The sequence below is a fragment of the Pontiella sulfatireligans genome (genome assembly GCF_900890705.1).
Lineage (GTDB): Bacteria > Verrucomicrobiota > Kiritimatiellia > Kiritimatiellales > Pontiellaceae > Pontiella > Pontiella sulfatireligans.
The window spans coordinates 2,659,134-2,675,582 of sequence record NZ_CAAHFH010000002.1 but is presented as its reverse complement, the minus strand read 5'-3'; the positions used below and the strand labels follow the sequence as shown (position 1 = coordinate 2,675,582).

18 protein-coding genes are annotated in these 16,449 nt (G+C 57.9%); 14 read left to right on the top strand and 4 right to left on the bottom strand.

What is annotated here, in order from left to right; genetic code table 11:
- The first annotated feature begins 2 nt into the window (after positions 1-2).
- The 12 genes from SCARR_RS24030 to SCARR_RS23975 all read left to right on the top strand — a co-directional run bounded on the left by SCARR_RS24030 (position 3) and on the right by SCARR_RS23975 (position 9,583).
- Positions 3-989, top strand: coding sequence for an AAA family ATPase (locus SCARR_RS24030; protein ID WP_136064446.1), 987 nt, complete (start codon positions 3-5; stop codon positions 987-989).
- 7 nt (positions 990-996) lie between these two features.
- Positions 997-1,908 carry a DUF58 domain-containing protein gene (locus SCARR_RS24025; protein ID WP_222846430.1) on the top strand — a complete coding sequence of 304 codons (912 nt, stop codon included), beginning with the start codon at positions 997-999 and terminating at the stop codon, positions 1,906-1,908.
- A gap of 6 nt (positions 1,909-1,914) precedes the next feature.
- Positions 1,915-2,868 carry a hypothetical protein gene (locus SCARR_RS24020; protein ID WP_136064444.1) on the top strand — a complete coding sequence of 318 codons (954 nt, stop codon included), beginning with the start codon at positions 1,915-1,917 and terminating at the stop codon, positions 2,866-2,868.
- Positions 2,869-2,874: 6 nt separating this feature from the next.
- Complete coding sequence (locus SCARR_RS24015; RefSeq protein ID WP_136064442.1) at positions 2,875-3,837, top strand: VWA domain-containing protein; 963 nt, start codon at positions 2,875-2,877, stop codon at positions 3,835-3,837.
- Positions 3,834-4,838, top strand: coding sequence for a vWA domain-containing protein (locus SCARR_RS24010; RefSeq protein WP_136064440.1), 1,005 nt, complete (start codon positions 3,834-3,836; stop codon positions 4,836-4,838). The genes SCARR_RS24015 and SCARR_RS24010 overlap by 4 nt, the downstream gene beginning before the upstream one ends.
- Positions 4,835-5,725 carry a tetratricopeptide repeat protein gene (locus SCARR_RS24005; protein WP_168433570.1) on the top strand — a complete coding sequence of 297 codons (891 nt, stop codon included), beginning with the start codon at positions 4,835-4,837 and terminating at the stop codon, positions 5,723-5,725. Before SCARR_RS24010 ends, SCARR_RS24005 begins: the two co-directional genes overlap by 4 nt.
- Positions 5,722-6,261 (top strand): hypothetical protein, encoded by a 540-nt coding sequence (locus SCARR_RS28420; protein WP_168433569.1) that lies wholly within the window; start codon positions 5,722-5,724, stop codon positions 6,259-6,261. Before SCARR_RS24005 ends, SCARR_RS28420 begins: the two co-directional genes overlap by 4 nt.
- Before the next feature lie 147 nt (positions 6,262-6,408).
- Positions 6,409-8,088 carry a BatD family protein gene (locus tag SCARR_RS23995; protein ID WP_168433568.1) on the top strand — a complete coding sequence of 560 codons (1,680 nt, stop codon included), beginning with the start codon at positions 6,409-6,411 and terminating at the stop codon, positions 8,086-8,088.
- Complete coding sequence (locus SCARR_RS23990; RefSeq protein ID WP_136064433.1) at positions 8,085-8,816, top strand: tetratricopeptide repeat protein; 732 nt, start codon at positions 8,085-8,087, stop codon at positions 8,814-8,816. Before SCARR_RS23995 ends, SCARR_RS23990 begins: the two co-directional genes overlap by 4 nt.
- Positions 8,817-8,851: 35 nt before the next feature.
- Positions 8,852-9,073: a hypothetical protein gene (locus tag SCARR_RS23985; protein ID WP_136064431.1), complete on the top strand. Its 222-nt coding sequence runs from the start codon at positions 8,852-8,854 to the stop codon at positions 9,071-9,073.
- 36 nt (positions 9,074-9,109) lie between these two features.
- Positions 9,110-9,367 (top strand): hypothetical protein, encoded by a 258-nt coding sequence (locus SCARR_RS23980; protein WP_136064429.1) that lies wholly within the window; start codon positions 9,110-9,112, stop codon positions 9,365-9,367.
- A 3-nt stretch (positions 9,368-9,370) separates the two neighbouring features.
- A complete protein-coding gene (locus SCARR_RS23975) occupies positions 9,371-9,583 on the top strand; it encodes an RNA-binding S4 domain-containing protein (RefSeq protein WP_136064427.1) in 213 nt (70 codons plus the stop codon).
- A 119-nt stretch (positions 9,584-9,702) separates the two neighbouring features.
- Here SCARR_RS23975 and rsmB read toward each other — a convergent pair whose 3' ends face one another.
- Positions 9,703-10,971, bottom strand: a complete 1,269-nt coding sequence (gene rsmB / locus SCARR_RS23970) for a 16S rRNA (cytosine(967)-C(5))-methyltransferase RsmB (protein WP_136064425.1) — start codon at positions 10,969-10,971, stop codon at positions 9,703-9,705.
- A gap of 204 nt (positions 10,972-11,175) precedes the next feature.
- Here rsmB and SCARR_RS23965 point away from each other — a divergent pair, with 204 nt between their 5' ends.
- Together SCARR_RS23965 and SCARR_RS23960 are read left to right on the top strand one after the other, a co-directional pair.
- Positions 11,176-12,525 carry a MotA/TolQ/ExbB proton channel family protein gene (locus SCARR_RS23965; RefSeq protein WP_168433567.1) on the top strand — a complete coding sequence of 450 codons (1,350 nt, stop codon included), beginning with the start codon at positions 11,176-11,178 and terminating at the stop codon, positions 12,523-12,525.
- The gene (locus tag SCARR_RS23960; protein WP_136064421.1) at positions 12,525-13,742 is read left to right on the top strand and encodes a hypothetical protein; all 1,218 of its coding nucleotides are present in this window, start codon (positions 12,525-12,527) and stop codon (positions 13,740-13,742) included. Before SCARR_RS23965 ends, SCARR_RS23960 begins: the two co-directional genes overlap by 1 nt.
- Here SCARR_RS23960 and SCARR_RS23955 read toward each other — a convergent pair.
- Genes SCARR_RS23955 through xseA form a run of 3 tightly spaced genes read right to left on the bottom strand, consistent with a single transcriptional unit; the run spans position 13,739 to position 16,445 of the window.
- On the bottom strand, positions 13,739-14,857 hold the full coding sequence (locus SCARR_RS23955; RefSeq protein ID WP_136064419.1) for a S1C family serine protease: 1,119 nt from the start codon (positions 14,855-14,857) through the stop codon (positions 13,739-13,741). The genes SCARR_RS23960 and SCARR_RS23955 overlap by 4 nt on opposite strands.
- Complete coding sequence (locus SCARR_RS23950) at positions 14,857-15,090, bottom strand: exodeoxyribonuclease VII small subunit (RefSeq protein ID WP_136064417.1); 234 nt, start codon at positions 15,088-15,090, stop codon at positions 14,857-14,859. Before SCARR_RS23950 ends, SCARR_RS23955 begins: the two co-directional genes overlap by 1 nt.
- Positions 15,091-15,113: 23 nt before the next feature.
- Positions 15,114-16,445 (bottom strand): exodeoxyribonuclease VII large subunit, encoded by a 1,332-nt coding sequence (xseA, locus tag SCARR_RS23945; protein WP_168433566.1) that lies wholly within the window; start codon positions 16,443-16,445, stop codon positions 15,114-15,116.
- Positions 16,446-16,449: the final 4 nt, after the last annotated feature.

Sequence of the window (16,449 nt, the reverse complement as noted above, 5' to 3'; positions counted from 1 at the left end):
AAATGGCAGGAATAGAAGTCATCAACCAAAGAGTGCGCGAACAGAGCGCATTTGTTCCTACATTAAAAAACGAAATCGGAAAGGTGATCGTCGGACAGGACTACCTGATTGACCGGCTGATCATCGGGATGCTGTCCAACGGCCACGTCCTGCTCGAAGGCGTCCCCGGCCTCGCCAAGACGCTGACGATCAACACGCTGGCCCGGGCGCTCGACACCTCGTTCCAGCGCATCCAGTTCACCCCCGACCTGCTCCCCGCCGACCTCATCGGCACGCTGATCTACAACCAGAAACACGGCGACTTCATCATTAAGAAGGGCCCCGTCTTCGCCAACATCATCCTAGCCGACGAAATCAACCGCGCGCCGGCCAAAGTCCAGAGCGCCCTGCTCGAAGCCATGCAGGAAAAGCAGGTCACCATCGGCGACGAAACCTTCCCGTTGCCCAAGCCCTTCCTCGTCATGGCCACCGAAAACCCGATTGAGCAGGAAGGCACCTATCCGCTGCCCGAAGCGCAGGTCGACCGCTTCATGCTCAAACTCAAGGTCGGCTACCCGACCATCGAAGAAGAGCGCCGCATCCTCGACCGCATGGCGCACTCCAACACCGAGATCGCCGTCAACGCCGTACTGCATCCCGACAAAATCCTCAAGGCCCGCGAAGTCGTCGATGAAATCTACATCGACGACAAAATTAAGGACTACATCCTCAGCATCGTCTTCGCCACCCGCGAACCCGAGAAGTACAACCTCGACATCAAAGACTACCTGCGCTACGGCGCGTCGCCCCGCGCAACGATCAACCTCACCATGGGCGCCCGGGCCCACGCCTTTATGCAAGGCCGTGGCTACGTCACCCCGCAAGACGTCAAGTCCATCGCGCAAGACGTGCTCCGCCACCGCGTCATCGTCTCCTATGAAGCCGAGGCCGAAGAGCTCACCAGCGAAGACCTGATCGAAAAAATCCTCTCCGAAATCCCCGTCCCGTAGGGGCGACATGCATGTCGCCCATATCGCCATGAGCAACACCCTCGACCACAAAGAGCTTCTGAAAAAAGTTCGCCGAATTCAAATCAGAACCAAGCACGCCGTTAACGACGTGTTTGCGGGGCAGTACCACTCCACCTTCAAAGGGCGCGGGATGGAGTTCGACGAGGTGCGCGAATACGTGCCCGGCGACGACATCCGCTCCATCGACTGGAACGTGACCGCCCGCACCGGCGCGCCGCATATCAAGAAATTCGTCGAAGAGCGCGAGATGACCGTCATGCTCGTCGTCGACGTCAGCGCATCGAACCTTTTCGGCAGCGGTTCGCAGCTCAAGCGCGACCTCGCCGCCGAAGTCGCCGCCGTACTGGCCTTCTCCGCCATCCGCAACAACGACCGCATCGGGCTGATCCTCTTTGCCGAGGAGGTTGAAAAATACATCCCGCCGAAAAAGGGCACGCGCCACGTGCTGCGGCTCGTCCGCGAAATGCTCTCGCACAAGCCGCAAGGCAAAGGCACCAACGCCGTGCCGGCGCTCGACTACCTCAACCACGTCAGCACCCGCAAAAACGTCACCTTTCTCATCTCCGACTTCATGTTCAACGACGACTACGAAAAGCTCCTCAAAATATCCGGACGGCGCCACGACCTCATCAGCGTCGTCATCGGCGACAAGCGCGAGGTGGCCTGGCCCGACATCGGCGTCATCAACTGGCACGACGCCGAAACCGGCGAGCACGTCCTCGTCGACACCTCCAGCCGGAAGGTGCGCGAACACCTCGGCCTCGAGCAGACCCGCCGCGCGCAGGCCGTCGACGACATGCACCGCAAGGCCGGCATCGACACCATCCGCCTCTTTGCCGGCGAGCCCTATGACAAGCAATTCATCAAATTCTTCCGCCAGCGCGCGAGCCGCAGATAATAAAAAATGCCCCAGCCAAGCCACATCTTAATTCCAGTCCTTGCGGTTGCCCTTATCGGGTGCAAGCCGGAGGAACCGAAGGTCTTTCCTCAGGACCGGCTAACGGTGGAATACTCCATCGACCGCGAGGCCATCTGCGTGGGCGATCCAGTTGAATTGATTGTTACCGCGTATTTCCCGACAAACGGAACCCTGAAGATTCCAGAAATCGGAAAAGAAAAAAATGTGGTTCTGCTAAAGCGCGACTGGGCAAACGTTCCACGCGAGGACGGCTTAACTCAGTCCGAGTCCCGTTACTCCATCACCTCCTTCCGCCTCGGCGAGCATGTGGTTTCCACCAACCTGATTTCCTGCCGCGTCGGCGATCAAACCTTCGCCACCAACTTCCCCCAGGTGGTTCTGAACGTAGAGTCGTCGCTGCCGGAAGACGCCTCATCGCAAATCGCCGACATCAAGCCGATGCAAAAGCTTCCGGGGCGCGTGCCGCCTTGGCTATGGATTTCAGCGCTTGTGGCGGTCACCGCCTTTTTAGTTGGCTGGATTACGTCCAAACTGTGGAAACACCGCGAGCATCTCATCCCATCGGCGCCGGCCATCCCGCCGCATGTACTGGCCTTCCGGGCGCTGGAAATGCTGAAAGGCAAAGGCCTGCTCGAAAAAAACGAGTGCAACCCCTTCTACACTGAGCTGTCGATAATCCTGCGCAACTACCTCGAGGGTCGCTTTTCCCTCAACGCCACCGACGAAACCACCGAGGAGATCGTCGAAGAAATGAGCAAGTCCCCCGAACTCGACGGCACCCAGCGCAACATTCTGCAGGACTTCATGCGCCAGACCGACATCGTCAAGTTCGCCAAGGGCCATCCCGACCGCGCCACCATGGAATCCGCCTTCAGCACCACCAAGCAATTTGTCGAAGAGACGAAGCTCACAGATATAACAATAAAACCTAACACGTAAAACCACATGAGACTCGCCCACCCCATTTTATTGCTTTTGCTCCTGCTGATCCCGCTGCTGGTTTGGCTGCGGAGCTTCCTGATGCGCAAGCAGTCGATGCAGTTCAGCAACACACAGGTGCTGAAGAATCTGCCCAAGAGCTGGCGCATCCGCATCCGGCCCATCCTGCCGGCGCTCTACATCCTCGGCTGGGCCTGCCTAGTGGTGGCTCTTGCCCGTCCGCAACGCGGCCTCGACAACAGCCGCGTGCGTACCGAAGCCGTCGACATCATTCTGCTGCTCGACCTGTCGGAATCGATGGAGACTCAGGACTTCCAGAAAACCAACCGGCGGCTGAGCCGGCTCGAAGCCTCCAAAAACGTTATCGAACGCTTTCTGGGAAAACGCCCAAACGACCGCATCGGCATGGTCGGCTTCGCCACCCTGCCGTATGCCGTGGCGCCGCTCACGCTCGACCACGGCTGGCTAATCCAGCGCATGGAAGGCCTGCACACCGGCATGCTCGACGGACGGCGCACGGCGATTGGCGACGGCATTGCCTCGGCCAGCAACCGCCTGCTCGACAGCGAGGCCAAAAGCAAGGTGATCATTCTGCTGACCGATGGCGCCAGCAACTCCGGCACGCTCTCGCCCGAAAACGCGGCGCAGGCCGCCGCGGCGCTGGGCATCAAGATCTACACCATCGGCGCCGGAGGGGCCCGCACCGGATTTTTCAGGCAAGGCCAGGAAGTGGATGAAGCCACACTGAAAAAGATTGCCGATACGACGGGCGCAAAATTTTACCGGGCACGCGACCTCGAAACCCTCGAAGCGGTTTATGAAGAGATCGACCAGCTTGAAAAAACCGAAATTGAAGTGGAGCGCTTCACGCGTTTCGAGGAACGATCCAAAGATTGGATTATTGCGGGCATTGCGCTGCTGGCTTTGGAGCAGCTGCTCTCGCTGTCACGGATTGGGAGGTTGCCATGATTAAATGGGGCAATCAGGATATGCTGCTCTGGCTTACGGCGCTGCTCCCCTTGCTGCTGCTGACGGGGCTAATGATCCGCCGCCGAACCAAGCTGCTCTCCCGCATGGCGGAACAAGGCCTGTGGTCCACCCTGCTGCCGCGGCATTCGGCCAAACGGCAACGCTTAAAAAACGTTGTTCGCGTGCTGGCGCTGGGCCTGGCCATCGTCGCGCTCTCGCGCCCCCAATGGGGCTTCAAGTGGGAAGAGGTGAAACAGCGCGGACTGAGCATCATTGTGGCGCTCGACACCTCCAAAAGCATGCTGGCGCAGGACATCAAGCCGAACCGCCTGCAACAAGCCAAATGGGGCGTGCGCGACCTGCTCAACGAACTGCGCGGCGACCGCATCGGTCTCGTAGCATTTGCCGGCGATGCCTTCCTGCAATGCCCGGCCACCATCGACTATGCCGCTTTTGTAATGATGCTCGACGACATCTACGCCGGCATCGTTCCTGTTGGAGGCACCGACATTTTCCAAGCTCTCGAAACCTCGATTGAAAGCTTCGAGAAAGCGGAAGAGAGCCAAGCCGACAAGGTCATTATTTTGATTTCCGACGGCGAAGGCCACACCGGCGATCCGCTCGCGCTGCTTCCGAAACTGAAGAAGGAAGGCATCCGTATTTTTGCCATCGGCGTCGGCACCAAGAAAGGCGAGCTGATCCAAACCTCGGACGGCTTTGTGAAAGACAAAGCCGGCAACGTCGTGAAGAGTTCGCTCAACGAAGGCATGCTCGAGCGCCTCGCCTTTGAGACCGGCGGCTTTTACGTCCGCTCCGCTCCGGGCGACTTTGGACTGGAGCGGGTCTACCAGCAGGGCATCGCCGAGCTGCAGCGCGAGGAACGCGAGGCGCGCATGTCGAAAAGCTGGGTTGAGCGCTTCCAATGGTTCATCGCCGCCGCGTTGCTTCTGCTTCTCATCGAAGCGCTGATCCTGCCCATCAAAGGGAGGAGCCACAGATGATCGCGAACAAATTCAGATGGTTCGTTTTGGCTGTTCTTCTGACCGGAGCACAGGCCATGGCGGAGGACACCCCGCGGTCGTCAATGCGCAAGGGACTGAAGGCGTACAAGGCGGGCGACTACACCAACGCCGTTGAAGCCCTGGAAAAAACCGCGCTGGAGTTTCCCGACCTCGGCAACTACGACCTCGGCAACGCACACTACCGGCTGGGCAATTTCGAGGAGGCGGCCGCCGCATACGAAGAAGCCCTGCGCAGCCCCGACGTGAAGCTGCAGGCCAAGGCCTACTTCAACCGGGGCAACGCCCTGCTCGCCCGCACCACGGCGCTAACGGGACAGGAGCAGATCGGAATGGCCATCGAGCTGGCCTTTCAGGCCGCAGACATGTTCGAAAAAGCATTGCTGCTCAATCCCGAAGACCTCGCGGCCAAACAAAACTTTGAGCGCGCCGGACAGCTGCGGCTTCAACTGGAATACAACCTTGGCCTGTGGCACTTCGACCAGGCCGAGGCGTTGCTGCAGGAATACAAGGCCAAGGATGCGCGAACCAACTACCACTCCGCCAAAAAGCAGTTTGAACATATCCTCGCCAACGTTGATCCAAACCATGGAGAGTCGAAGCAATACCTCCCCAAGATTGCCGAACGCCTCGAAATGCTGCAGCTGGCGCTCGAAGCGGCCGAACATGATTTGGAGCTGGCGCTCAAGCAGATCGACGACTACCAGTACATGCTGGCCGCCCAACGGTTGACAACCGAGACCGATGAGCGAAAATACGCGTTCGATTTGAAACCGGACTTGAAGAAACAATATGAAGAGACCATCCAAAAAAATCAGGACGTGCTCAAAATCATCCAAGAACTCACCAATCTTAATATCGTAGAATGAAAATTGTTGCATCCATCCTAATTTGTTGTGCGCTCGCCTCGGCGGCCTTCGCGGACGAAGCCCAAGCCGAAGCCGAAGCCGATGCCGTCTATTTCCATCCGGCGGCAAGCCTGTATATCCATGGCGACGCCGCCGGCGCGAGCAACCTCGTCGCCACGGGCCTCTCCATTTATCCGGAGGACGGAAAACTGCGGGCTCTGGAAGAGTTGCTCAAAAAACAGCAAGAACAGCAAGATCAAGAAAACCAGAACGACCAGCAGCAGAAGAACGACGATCAACAACAGCAGAAGAACGACGAACAACAGAAGCAAAACCAAGACCAGCAGAAGAACGACGAGCAGCAGCAAGAGCAGGAACAGAACCCGGAACAAGACCAACAAAATCCCGAACCGGAACCGGAGCCACAGAGCGCAGAACAGATGACTCCAGACGAAGCCCAGCGCCTGCTTGATGCCATGCGGCAGGAAGAGGAAAACAAACGCCTGCAACTACACCCAGTAATGGGCGCGCCCGTCAAAGTGGACAAAGACTGGTAAAAGAGAATGCCGATTGCAACACATGGAATTATGAATCTCGCAGGAATAAAATCGAAGAGCACGGCGCGGACACTTCGTAATTCGATATTCCTTGTTCTTTGTTCGATATTCGCAAGCGCGCTTGCATCCTTGGCCGCCGATGTAAAAATGAGCATCGAGCCGCAGCTCATCAGCCTGCTCGACCGCGCCGTGCTGAAAATCGAATTCCTCGACACCAAGGGCAAGGCCGCCGACATCCCGGAAATCGAGGGCCTGAAAATCCAATACCAAGGGCAAAGTTCGCAAACCCAGATCGTCAATTTCAAGACCTCCTCCAAAGTCGTTCATACCTATCTCGTCACGCCGGCCAAGGTGGGCGACTTCACGATCGGCCCCGTTCGCTGCCAATACAACGGCGGCGAAAAAGTGCTGACCGCCAAGCTCCGCGTCATCAAAAAAGCCGACGATCCTGAGGCGCAGCAAATCTCGGAAATGATGTTTTCGCGTATTTCGTCCGAACGGACGGCGCCGTATGTCCACGAACCGTTTCAACTAATGGTCGACGTCTACGTCCGCGACGGCATTCAGATCGACGGCAACTTCAGCCTGCGAGGCGGCATGCCGGAAAGCGGCCTCGAAGGCGAGCTGGACTGGAATGTTTCACGAGGCCGCCGCGAAGAACGCGAAGGAACCATCTTCAACGTCTTCCGCCTCAGCACCACCGTAAAAACCCTGACCGCGGGAACCTTTGAGTTTCAGCCGGAAGTGCAGGTCAACGTGATCGTCCCGCGGCAGAAACGGCGGTCTTACGGCTTCGATGACCCGTTCTTCGGCGATTTTTTCGGGCGGCAGGAATCCCGTCCCTACGTGCTCGAGTGCAACACACTAGAGATGGAGGTGCTGGGAGTTCCAATGGAGGGAAGGCCGGACAGCTTTACGGGAGGCGTTGGCGAGTTTAATTTTCAGGTCGAGGTCGGCCCGACGGCCGTCAAGGCCGGCGAGCCTGTCACGGTCAAGATGCGCATTGCCGGCCAAGGAAACATTACGCAAATCATCCCGCCCGATCTAGAAACCAACCACGACCTCAAGCTCTATGATGCCCGGTCGGCCCCGTCTAAAAACCCGGGGGAAGTCCGCTTCGAGCAAGTCGTCATCCCTACGTCGGACACCGTAAAGGAAATCCCCGCCATCTCCTTTTCCTATTTCAACACAAAGACCTCGGACTTCCGCACGATCACCAAAGGCCCCTTCCCCATCAGCGTTGAAGCGATTCCCGAGCAAGTCGCGCAAGTGATCGCCACCATTCCAAGCGCCGTCATGCAGGAGACCGAGATTCTCGGACGCGATATTGTCTACCTCAAGCCGCTTCCCAAGAAGTGGACGCTCGCAGACGCCACCCCGTGGCACCGTTCACGCCTCTTCTTCATGCTCCTGCCGATCCCCGCACTGCTGCTCATCATCGTGGCCTTCGCAACGGGGCGGAAGAACCGGCTGGCCAACAACGTGGCCCTTGCCCGTCGGCAGCAGGCGCCCAAAGCGGCGAGACGCAGCGTGCAGCAGGCAGAAAAAGCGATGCACAAAAAAAACGACGAGGCGTTCTACGAAGCGCTTTGGAACGCCTTGGCGGACTATTTCGGAAATCGCCTCAACCTTCCGCCCGGCGACGTTAACCTGCAGACCGTGCTGAAGCGGGTGCCCAAGGAAGCCGAAGCGATCGAAAAACTCTTCACCACCATCGAGCAGCGACGCTATGGCATTGAGGCGGGCGACGGTTCCAAGCACGAAATGAAAGCATTGCTTAAGCAGTTCAATTCAACGTTGCACAAATGCGAAAGGATGAAGCTATGAAAACTATTTTCGCCGTCATAGCCGCGCTCTTTCTGGCCAGCCTGCCGGCCGCTGCGTTCGAGAAAGATTTTATCGAGGCGCAGACCGCCTACGACGAGGGGCGCTATTCCGACGCCTCCATGCTGTATGCGGACATGGTGAGCAACGGGGTCGACAACGTCGCACTGCAGTACAACCTGGCCAATGCCTTGTTCAAGGGAGGCGACCTGCCAGAAGCGATCTGGCACTACCGCAAAGCCTACTATGCGGCGCCGCGCGATCCCGACATCGGCGCCAACATGCACTTTGCCCTCAATGCCGCCGGCGCCATTGAACCGGCGCCCAGCCTGATCCAGCGAAGCCTCGCAACGTTGTCGCAAAACGAGTGGATCGTTGTCGCCGTTGGCGCGTATGCGGCCATGGCGTTGCTGCTCATTCTGGCATTGCTGATTCCTGCGGCAAAACGGAACCTAAGCAAACTAAGCCTGCTCCCCGTGGCGCTCATTCTTCTTTCAGCCGCCGGGTGGTGGCAATGGAAACAGCTCGAGATCCATCCGGAGTGGGTCGTGGTGAACAGCGGCGCCACCACGCTCTACGGACCGGTTACGGGAAGCACCGCCCATTTCAAGGTTCCGCTCGGCGCGCTGGTGCGGCAAAAAAGCGTCGACCCCAAAGGGTGGATTGAAATTGAATACGACGGCACCAGAGGATGGCTCGAACGCAAATACATTAAAAGGGTTTCTCCTTGATAAACACGAGGGGTTAGTACATTAATTGATCTTCTATGAAGCCTACTAAAAGCCCGTTTCAACCCAAAGCCCTACTCTGGTGGGTAGCGATCATTGCATTGGCCATATCTGCAGCCCTCTACTTCTTTTTGAAGGAGCAGGCACAGTATGATGTCGCACTGGATCAACGCCGTCTTCTGTTCCCGCTGATCGGGATTATTATCGCCGGCGTCTGTATTATTGCCGGTACCGCAGGGCGCTGGTTCTACCCGAAATAGCCAAGCTTTTCCAACCACTGGAAACGGAGCATCCACGTGAAACACGATATTGAATGGGTTGAAAAACTCGAAGACCGCATAAAGCGCAAAGTGCGCATCACCTTCCACGGCCCCAACAACATTAAGTGGCAGTTCAAGCGCTCCGATGAAGAGTTCTGGGACTACGACACGCCACCCACAGCCGAAGACTGGAACGCCCTCGAAGAAAAGATCGATACGCTCTACCATCGCCGGCGCCAGCCCTACAAACACCTTGAGCTGGTCCGGAAGCAAAAGAAAGAAGCTGGGCTGTAGCCGATGGAATTCCCGATTACAGGTGAATACATCGAGCTCTGCAAACTACTGAAGGCCGCCAACGTCGTCATGTCCGGTGGTGAAGGCAAAGAAGTCGTCGCCGAAAAAATGGTTTCCGTGGACGGACAGCTTGAAACCCGCAAGCGTTGCAAGATCCGCCCCGGCCAAACCGTCGAATTCGAAGGCACAGTCATCGAAGTCATTTCGGCCGGCTAAAAAACCTCGCCCCTGTCCCGCGAGTTTTCAATAGAAGAGCGCAAAGGACGCGAAGAATTCTTTAAAAAGGCATTCCGCACCATACTTTGCGCTCTTAGCGACCTTTTGTTTAACTTAGCCTACTTCCGGCGGATAAGCGCGGCGAAAGCGCCGTCGACTCCCGATTCAGGCGGAAAGCTCTTCTCAGTTTTTTCCAGCACAAACTCCGGGTGCTCTTGCACCCATTCCGCCACGAGGTCTTCGTTTTCCTCGGCTTCTAAGCTGCAGGTGCTGTAGACCAACCGCCCGCCCTCTTTCAGAAGCCCTGCGCCAGCATCAAGAATTTCGCGTTGCAGCCTGGCAATCTTTCCGATGCGTTCTTCATCTACGCGCCAACGGGCGTCGGCGCGCCGGCGCAGCACGCCGGTGTTCAGGCAGGGCACGTCCAACAGGATGGCGTCAAATGTGCGGCCGTCCAGCGCCTGCGGCTTCCGCGCGTCGCCCCGCACAATTTCCATCCAGTCGAGGCCGAGCCGCTTTTGGTTTTCCTGCAGCACGGCAATGCGGTCGTCGTGCAGATCCATAGCAACCAGCTCGCCCTGCCCCTTCATCCGACCAGCCATCATGGCCGCTTTGCCGCCCGGGGCGGCGCAGGCATCGAGCACCGCCTCGCCCGGACGCGGCGCAAGCAGATCCACCGCCACGGAGGTGGCCGGATCCTGAATCGTAAACCAGCCCTCGCTGTAGCCGGGCACTTTCTTCACGGCAATCCCGCGCGGCAGCTGCAGAAAAATTTCGTAGCTGCTGAATGGATGCACCTCTGCCTCGATGCCGCCTTCCCTCAGCTTTTCCTTGAACTCATCCGCATCGATCGCCGACTGCTCGATGCGCAACACCGTGGCCGGCGGGTGGTTGTCCCATTCAGCCAGACGGATGGCGGCCGCCTCGCCATACTGGCGGGTCCAGCGGTCCATCAAGTATTTCGGATGCGACAAACGGATATGGGCCGGCTGTTTTTCGAGCAGCTGGAAAACCTTCTCGCCCTCGCGCTGTGCACGGCGCAAAACGGCATTGATCATCTTGGCATTCCCCGGCCCGCCGGGGCGCCCTTTGGCCGCATCCACCGTTTCGCTGATGGCGGCATATTGCTCGACGTTTTCCATGAAGAGCAGCTGATAGAGCCCCACTTCAAGGACGGCTCTGAAAAACGGTTGCGGCGACTTCTTCAGCCACTGGCGCTCCAGCCACTGGAAAATGTTCTGATTGCGCACGACGCCGTTAACGACCTCGAGAATGAAAGCGTGATCGTTTTGCACTTTAGCCAGCTGCCGGTCTGGAAAGCTTTGATTTTCCATCCACAGAGCGATGATTTCGGCCGCAACGAGCCGGCTGTTTCTTTTTTTTGCCATAGGTCCTGTCCTTAATAAATGCCGATGCACTCTACCTTTTTTCCAATCATTGGAAAGCGCCTTCAGCCTCAGTTGTGAAAAGTTTCCGCCTTTTTTGGGAAGAATCAAGAGAAGCCGCTCTCAAAACCATCTCTGGCACATAAACTGCTTTAATCCCGACATTGCATTTAAATGAAACTAAACCTGAAAAGGGAGTACTTCGTAATGAAAAACAGAATCAAGCCAATGGTATCATGGGGCATCTGGGCCGGCGGTCTTTCGCTGGTGATGGGCATTGTGACCCGCAATCATCTGTTGTCGGGCTTCCGCGCAGATGAAACAGGAATGAGCATCGTAATTGCCGCTGTATTTGGCGCAGGGCTCGTTATTTCGTTTCTGGCCGCCCGGAAGCTGCACTCCGAATGGGGCGTGCTCAAACGGATCACCGAAACCAATGCACTGCCGAAGGGCAGCGGCGATGACATCGCGGGCGTCTTCAACAAACTCAATGGCTACAAAACCAAGGGCGAAAAGGTCGACATCCATACGGCGATCGAAACCTACCACGCCAAGCACAACTCGCAGGTGCGCTCCGTATCGATCATGGCGGCGCTCGTCATCTCCATGGGGCTGCTCGGCACAGTAGTGGGCTTGATCATGTCCATCTCCGGCTTGGGCGGCATGGTGGAAAACATCGGCCTCTCGCGCCTCACAATGATGGAAGCACTTAAAACAACGGTTTCCGGCATGGGCACCGCCTTCTACACCACCTTCTTCGGCGCCCTCGGCGGATTGATCCTGCGCGCCGTGGCCGTTTCGCAGCTCAACTCGCTGTCCGAACTCTGCGCCGAGGCGGCGGAATATGCCGACGCCCACTTAACTGCGAAACTCGAAAGCAAAGAAGAGGAACTCAACAAACAAGTCTCCAAGGTTGTCGCGAGTTTTTCACAGATGCAGAAGGAGATCGAATCGATCACCACCCAGCTCTCCGCATCCTTCGAAACCACCATGCAAAGCTTTGGCGATTCTTTGGCCGAGGCCGGCTCCCACGCAATGGTCGCCACCAAGGAGTGCATCGGAGGCATGACCGACCAGATGAATGTCTTCGGCAACGAAATCGGCTCCTCCTTTGGCGTATTCAATGACTCGATCGAAAAAGCCGGCGAAGAAGTGCGCGGCGCCATCGGCTCCGTCAATGAAACCATCGGACAGTCCGGTGAAGAACTGCAGACCGCCTTCGGCGGCCTGAACGAAACCATCGTCAAATCCGGCAAAGGCGTGAACGAATCGTTCGACGGCCTCAACACCTCCGTCCAGCAGGCCAGCGGCACGGTGGCCGGTTCGCTCGCAGACTTTAAACTGGCGGTCAACGGCACCAGCCTCGTACTCAAGGACGCCGTGGACGAACTCCATGGGGCCATCAGCCTGGCCACCGGCGAAATGACCACAATGGCCAAAGCCAAGCTCGATACCGAAGCCACGGAAATTGCCGGCCACCTCTCGCTGGCGGCCGATTCGATCCAGCAGTTCCTCCAGCAGAAATCCAAAAACGATGTAAACCAGAAGGTGGCGTAATGCGTGCGGCAACCCGTCATGAAACACCCTCGGGAAACGAGGGCATCTACGAATCCTTCTCCGACATGGTGCTCTGCACGCTGATCGTGCTCATCACCTTGGTGGTGGTGCTCGCGCTCAACGTGGTGGAACAGCTCAACGTCTATCTTGAGCCGAACCACTTCACCGGAGGCGCCACCCGCCCCTGGCTCTATGTCCAGGCCGAGAACGCCGACTATTCAAAAACGACGTCCGACCGGCTCGCCCTTGAGCGCGCGGTCTATGGAGACGCTCCGTTTGTCATGGTCAACTTGTTCAGCCCCTCTTCTGCCCACTCGACCACAACCGTAAAGGACGGCCAGACGGTTTCGTCGAAAGCGGGCCAGTCCTTTCTGGGACAGTGCGACTTGACCGCATACAACTTTCTGCAGCTGGCCTCCGGCATCGAGCCGGGAGCCTTTCCTGTGGCAGGCAACCCGACGGCCCTCATGCTGCCGAAGTTTTCGCACAAAAGCATCCAGCTCGAATCAAACGCGACGGGCGGATACACCGCCAGCCCCGACAACGAGCTGGCGCTCAAAACCATGGCGCTGGCCTGGCCGGTCTATGGCAGCGAGCTCTTTCCGCGACGCGCCGCTGGCGACTACATGAACGCCCGCACCAAGATTTACATCGAGGTGCTCGACACCGAAGACGAGGCCCACCGCATTATGATCGGCCACAGCGTCTTCACCCTCCCGCAGGATGTTGAGAACGGACGCCTCGGATGGCTCGCCGGTTTTTCCTCCGGCTTGACCGAGGTGGTCTATCTTGGCACGGCATGGAACAACGCCGCCGAAAAAACCAACAAACGCATCGCGTTTTTTGAAGAGAACGGATTTGACCATGCGGCCGACGACTACCGTGCATTCAGTTTTCCCACAGGAATCACAACCGGGCAGGAGAAGCTGCTGAAACAGGCAATGGCAGCCCGTCCGGATGTTCCTGAGGAGCAGCTGAAGCTGCACGTCCGCTCCGCCGAAGCACAGCAGGCGATTTCGAAAGCCATCGTCGAGAACGGAAACGCCCGCGCCTTTCTGCCGCCCCTGCTGGTTCACCGCGAAGCGTGGAACGCCTACATCGAAAACAGCACCAAGGCGGAGGTCGGAACCAACCCGCCGGACTGGCTGATGAGCGAATTCCTTGAACCGCTCGGCTTCAACCAGGCGGTCGTGCGCGGCCTGCGCGAAGACGCTTAAGACGTTAGGCCGGGAAACTCCTGCAGAAGCAGCTCGAATTCGAGCTGCTTTTCTTTTTCCCGCCATACGCGAAAGCGCAGTGTTTCCCCCACCGCGTGGTTGAAAATGATGCGGTAGACATCATATTCGTTGGCCACCTCGATATCGTTCACCGCAAGGATGACGTCGCCGGGCAGCATACCTGCCATGGCCGCCGGAGTGTCCCGCCAAACCTGGCGCACCTGAAGTTCAGGAACGTCGTCAAGCCGCACAACCCCAAACGCCGCGCCTACCCACGGCCACTCGTGAACCCCTTTGTTGATCAGCGATTTGGTAATGACCATGGCTAGGTTCGAAGGAACGGCAAAGGCAATGCCAACGCCCTTCTCCGCCGCATCCGTCCGGATGGCCGCGTTAATGCCGATCAGCCGCCCATCGACATCAATCAGCGGTCCGCCGCTGTTGCCCTCGTTAATGGCCGCATCGGTCTGGATAAAATCCTCGTACGGCAAAATCTGAAAGCGCCGCCCCTTCTGGCTGACATGCCCCACCGTCACCGAGCTTTGCAAACTGAATGGAGAGCCGATGGCAATGACCACTTCGCCGACCCGCAGCGCATCCGAATCACCAAACTCAACCGCCGGACAGCCGGTTCCTTCCCCCTTGATTTTCAGGATCGCCAAATCGGTGGACTTGTCATCGCCGATGAGCTTTGCCGGCATCTTGGTGCCGTCATTCAGGACCACCTCGACATACTGGGCGCCAGCAATTACGTGCCGGCTGGTGATCACATAGCCGCGTTCGTCAATGATGACCCCGGAGCCTTCGCCGGCCAGTTGCGCCGGCACACGATAGGTGAAGCCGTAAAAATTGCGTTTAGTCTGGTACTCGATCTTCTCGGTGCGGATCACGACCACCGAAGGCATCACCTTTTCAACCGCATCGGCAATGGCGTTGCTGAACTGCCGCGCCGGATTGCTTCCAACAATCGGAAGCTGTCGCGGCGCAAAGCGCGTCTCGGGCGCGCTGCCCATGCGAGGAACAACGGGATAGGCCCGCTGCCGGCGCAACGCCGAAAACAAGGCGCTCAGCACCATCAACCCGCAAAACCCAATCAGAACCCACTTGTGCTTCATCAGTCTTCCACCTCAAACGGCACTTCCTTCAGCTCACCGTCCTTCTTCACGAGTTTCTCGATCTTCTGTTCAACCTCGTTCAGCTTCTTCGTGCATACCTCAACCAGCTTAGAGCCCTCTTCAAAATGCTTGATCATCGCCTCCAAGCTCAGCTCGCCGCTTTCCATCTGATCGACCAGTTCTTCCAACCGCTCCAACGATTGCTCAAAATCTGCGTTTTTCTTCTCAGCCATGGTTCGTCTCCCGTAAAAAATCCTTACTCTATTTCTGAAATATTTGAAACCACTTTCCCATCCGCGAGCTGGGTGATGATGGGTTCCCCCTTCTCAAGACCAGCCACACTGCGGACAACGGTGCCGTCGGGACGGCGCGTCAGGCTGTAGCCGCGCCCGAGGACGGCGAGCGGGTTAAGCATGCGCAACTGGCTTTTCAACCGCTGGAGGGTTTGCCGGTCGCTCTCGGTCTTGCGCTCCATTTGGTGGCGCATCGCCATGCCCAGCTCGTCAACGTGCTGGTGCGCCTGCTGCACGCCCGACTGCAGCAGGTGCGCCATCTTCGTTTCCGACCGCTCCAACCGCTGACGCCGATCCGTTGCGCTCATTTCGAGAAGTTGCGGCAACCTAGCGCCCAGCGAATTAACCATTACCCGATAACGATTAACCAGAACCGAAGGTTCCCTAAACACATAGCTGTGCGCCGCGCGGTTAAGCCGCAGCCGGAAATCCTGCGCCAACGTTTTCAAGCTCTGGTTCAGCCGGCGCTCGTACAGCGAAATTTCGGCGACGAAACTGCCCATTTCGCGAACCGCCAGCTCGGCGGCCGCCGACGGCGTCGGCGCGCGTACATCCGCCGCGAAATCCGCAATCGTAAAATCAATCTCGTGCCCCACCGCCGAGATGACCGGAATTTCCGAACGGGCAATCGCGCGGGCCACCACCTCTTCGTTAAAGTTCCATAGATCCTCGATGCTGCCGCCTCCCCGGCCAACAATCATTACGTCAATGTCGCCGCGCGTGTTGAGATAGTCGATCGCTTTGGCAATCCCCTGCTCCGCGCCGGCACCCTGCACCTTGGCGGGAATCAGCAAAATTCCAATATTTGGAAAGCGACGCGTCAGCACGTTGATAATGTCGCGGATGGCCGCGCCCGTCGGGGAAGTCACCACGCCGATCTTGCGCGGCAGCACCGGCAGCGGCTTTTTGCGCGCTTCGTCGAACAAGCCCTCTTCGGCCAGCTTGGCCTTCAGCTTTTCAAACTGTTCCTGCAGGTTCCCTTTGCCGGCCTCCTCCATCTCGGAGGCAATCAGCTGGTAGCGCCCATTCGCCTCGTACAGGCTGGGCCGGGCCAGCATCTGCACCTTCAGCCCGTCCTTCGGCTTAAAAGTCACGGAGGCGTTGTCGCGCGAAAACATGGCGCACGAAACCGAGGCTTGCTCATCCTTGATCGTGAAATACCAGTGCCCGCTCCCATGAACGACTACGCGCGAAAGCTCGCCCTCCACCCACAGCTCGCCCAACGCCCCCTCCAGCACCATCCGCGCCTTGCGGTTGACCTCGGCCACTGAATAGATTTTACGCTCTGTGCTCACGCTC

Bases quoted from the DNA above. Each gene is read 5' to 3' on its own strand.
- SCARR_RS24030 (WP_136064446.1), top strand. From the start codon at position 3: ATGGCAGGAATAGAAGTCATCAACCAAAGAGTGCGCGAACAGAGCGCA.
- SCARR_RS24025 (WP_222846430.1), top strand. From the start codon at position 997: ATGCATGTCGCCCATATCGCCATGAGCAACACCCTCGACCACAAAGAG.
- SCARR_RS24020 (WP_136064444.1), top strand. From the start codon at position 1,915: ATGCCCCAGCCAAGCCACATCTTAATTCCAGTCCTTGCGGTTGCCCTT.
- SCARR_RS24015 (WP_136064442.1), top strand. From the start codon at position 2,875: ATGAGACTCGCCCACCCCATTTTATTGCTTTTGCTCCTGCTGATCCCG.
- SCARR_RS24010 (WP_136064440.1), top strand. From the start codon at position 3,834: ATGATTAAATGGGGCAATCAGGATATGCTGCTCTGGCTTACGGCGCTG.
- SCARR_RS24005 (WP_168433570.1), top strand. From the start codon at position 4,835: ATGATCGCGAACAAATTCAGATGGTTCGTTTTGGCTGTTCTTCTGACC.
- SCARR_RS28420 (WP_168433569.1), top strand. From the start codon at position 5,722: ATGAAAATTGTTGCATCCATCCTAATTTGTTGTGCGCTCGCCTCGGCG.
- SCARR_RS23995 (WP_168433568.1), top strand. From the start codon at position 6,409: ATGAGCATCGAGCCGCAGCTCATCAGCCTGCTCGACCGCGCCGTGCTG.
- SCARR_RS23990 (WP_136064433.1), top strand. From the start codon at position 8,085: ATGAAAACTATTTTCGCCGTCATAGCCGCGCTCTTTCTGGCCAGCCTG.
- SCARR_RS23985 (WP_136064431.1), top strand. From the start codon at position 8,852: ATGAAGCCTACTAAAAGCCCGTTTCAACCCAAAGCCCTACTCTGGTGG.
- SCARR_RS23975 (WP_136064427.1), top strand. From the start codon at position 9,371: ATGGAATTCCCGATTACAGGTGAATACATCGAGCTCTGCAAACTACTG.
- rsmB (WP_136064425.1), bottom strand. From the start codon at position 10,971: ATGGCAAAAAAAAGAAACAGCCGGCTCGTTGCGGCCGAAATCATCGCT.
- SCARR_RS23965 (WP_168433567.1), top strand. From the start codon at position 11,176: ATGAAAAACAGAATCAAGCCAATGGTATCATGGGGCATCTGGGCCGGC.
- SCARR_RS23960 (WP_136064421.1), top strand. From the start codon at position 12,525: ATGCGTGCGGCAACCCGTCATGAAACACCCTCGGGAAACGAGGGCATC.
- SCARR_RS23955 (WP_136064419.1), bottom strand. From the start codon at position 14,857: ATGAAGCACAAGTGGGTTCTGATTGGGTTTTGCGGGTTGATGGTGCTG.
- SCARR_RS23950 (WP_136064417.1), bottom strand. From the start codon at position 15,090: ATGGCTGAGAAGAAAAACGCAGATTTTGAGCAATCGTTGGAGCGGTTG.